This is a genomic window from Vibrio sp. 2134-1, from assembly GCF_033339495.1.
Window position 1 is genome coordinate 1 of record NZ_JAWOUS010000080.1, and the last position, 1,437, is coordinate 1,437.

The 1,437-nt window shown below is 46.1% G+C and carries 2 protein-coding genes and 2 pseudogenes; all 4 read left to right on the plus strand.

From position 1 onward, the window contains the following. Window positions 1-211 (plus strand): annotated as a pseudogene (locus R7R78_RS23955) (pilus assembly protein PilM); the annotation flags it as partial. Then, on the plus strand, window positions 195-773 hold the full coding sequence (locus R7R78_RS23960; protein ID WP_225474358.1) for a PilN domain-containing protein: 579 nt from the start codon (window positions 195-197) through the stop codon (window positions 771-773). The pseudogene R7R78_RS23955 and the gene R7R78_RS23960, both read left to right, overlap by 17 nt. After that, a complete protein-coding gene (locus R7R78_RS23965; protein ID WP_005496571.1) occupies window positions 766-1,359 on the plus strand; it encodes a type 4a pilus biogenesis protein PilO in 594 nt (197 codons plus the stop codon). The genes R7R78_RS23960 and R7R78_RS23965 overlap by 8 nt, the downstream gene beginning before the upstream one ends. Then, window positions 1,349-1,437, plus strand: a pseudogene (locus R7R78_RS23970) (fimbrial protein); the annotation flags it as partial. The gene R7R78_RS23965 and the pseudogene R7R78_RS23970, both read left to right, overlap by 11 nt.

Below are 1,437 nucleotides of genomic sequence, written 5' to 3' on the forward strand. Positions count from 1 at the left end.
GGGCGAGGGGGCATCGACGCCAATGTTGGCAGAAGAGCTCTCGCATCAGTTGGCATTGGAGTGCGAGTTGCTAAACCCACTCGGACTGTTTGAAATGAAAGTGTCGAAACGCAAGCGACGAGCGGCTGATTGGCAACATTTTTCGACAGCTGCAGGGCTGGCGGTGCGCGGCATTCATTGGTTAGGAGGTGTGCGTGCTTTATCGCATTAACTTATTGCCTTGGCGCGAAAATCAAAGGGAAGAGCATCGTCGTCGATTTGTCGGTTTAGTGGTATTGGGCGTCATGGAGGCGTTGGGGATTCAGTGGGGCGTTGGCAAATATTATGAGTATCAACAAGATCTTCAACAAGAGCGACTCGACTATCTAACAACGTACATTTCCGATCTAGATAAGCGGATAGAAGCGATGAAGATCGCGGAGCTTGAACACAGCAAAATCTTGGAACGCTTGAAAGTTGTGGAAGCGTTGCAAAATGGTCGGAATAAAACCACTGATTTTATGAACCTCATGCCTGCTGTTATTCCAGAAGGCGTGTATGTCGACAAGATCAAAATGAACGATCTAGAAATTGAAATCTCAGGTATTTCAGACAGTACACCTCGGCTAGCAACCATGCTCGATAACATGGAGCGTTCTGCCAAGCTACTGGACGTTGAAATGCACTCTATCGTGCACGGAAAAGCCCGTTTCGGTAAAGAGTTTCAGACCTTTAAAGTGTCCTTCATGTTCAACACGGTAGAAGAGAAGAAAGAGGGAAAACAACATGGTTAATTGGCAAGATCTAGAAATGGATGAGATTGCTGAATGGCCATTACTGCCTCAGCTTGTAGTGATCTGCCTGCTTGTTCTTCTTATCCAAGGGTTTGGTTATTGGTTTTACTTAAAGCCAGAAGAGGCTCGCTTGAACAATTTGATTCAAGAGGAGCAAACATTAAAAGTGGCATTGCGCATAAAAGCCAACAAGGTGGCTGCATTGCCTCAGTTGCAATCTCAACTGGACGAGCTCACTACGCGTTATGAGTTGCTGTTGCAACAACTACCGGCACAAAAAGAGTTGGCCACAATGTTGGCGTCGGTAAACGAACTCGGTATCGACAACAAGTTAACGTTTACTCGAATCGATTGGGGAGAAAAGCAATCTGAAAACTTCCTGTATCGATTGCCACTAAATATCGAGCTAACAGGTGATTTCCACGATATCGGTCGTTTTTCACAGGCCATTGCCACACTGCCACGCATCATCACCTTTAAAGACGTGACTTGGCAGCGTGTCAGCCAAGAGAGTGAAACTTTGCACTTCCGAGTGAGAGCAAACACTTATCAGTTCAAGCCTGAGGAAAAGAAAGATGGGAAATAAATCTTTGCTGACGGTGTTGGTAAGCGCTCTATTGGTCGGGTGCCAGGCGAATGATGAATCATTGACGGATTTTATTCG

Coding starts and splice junctions, on each gene's coding strand:
- R7R78_RS23965 (WP_005496571.1), top strand. CDS start 766: ATGGTTAATTGGCAAGATCTAGAAATGGATGAGATTGCTGAATGGCCA.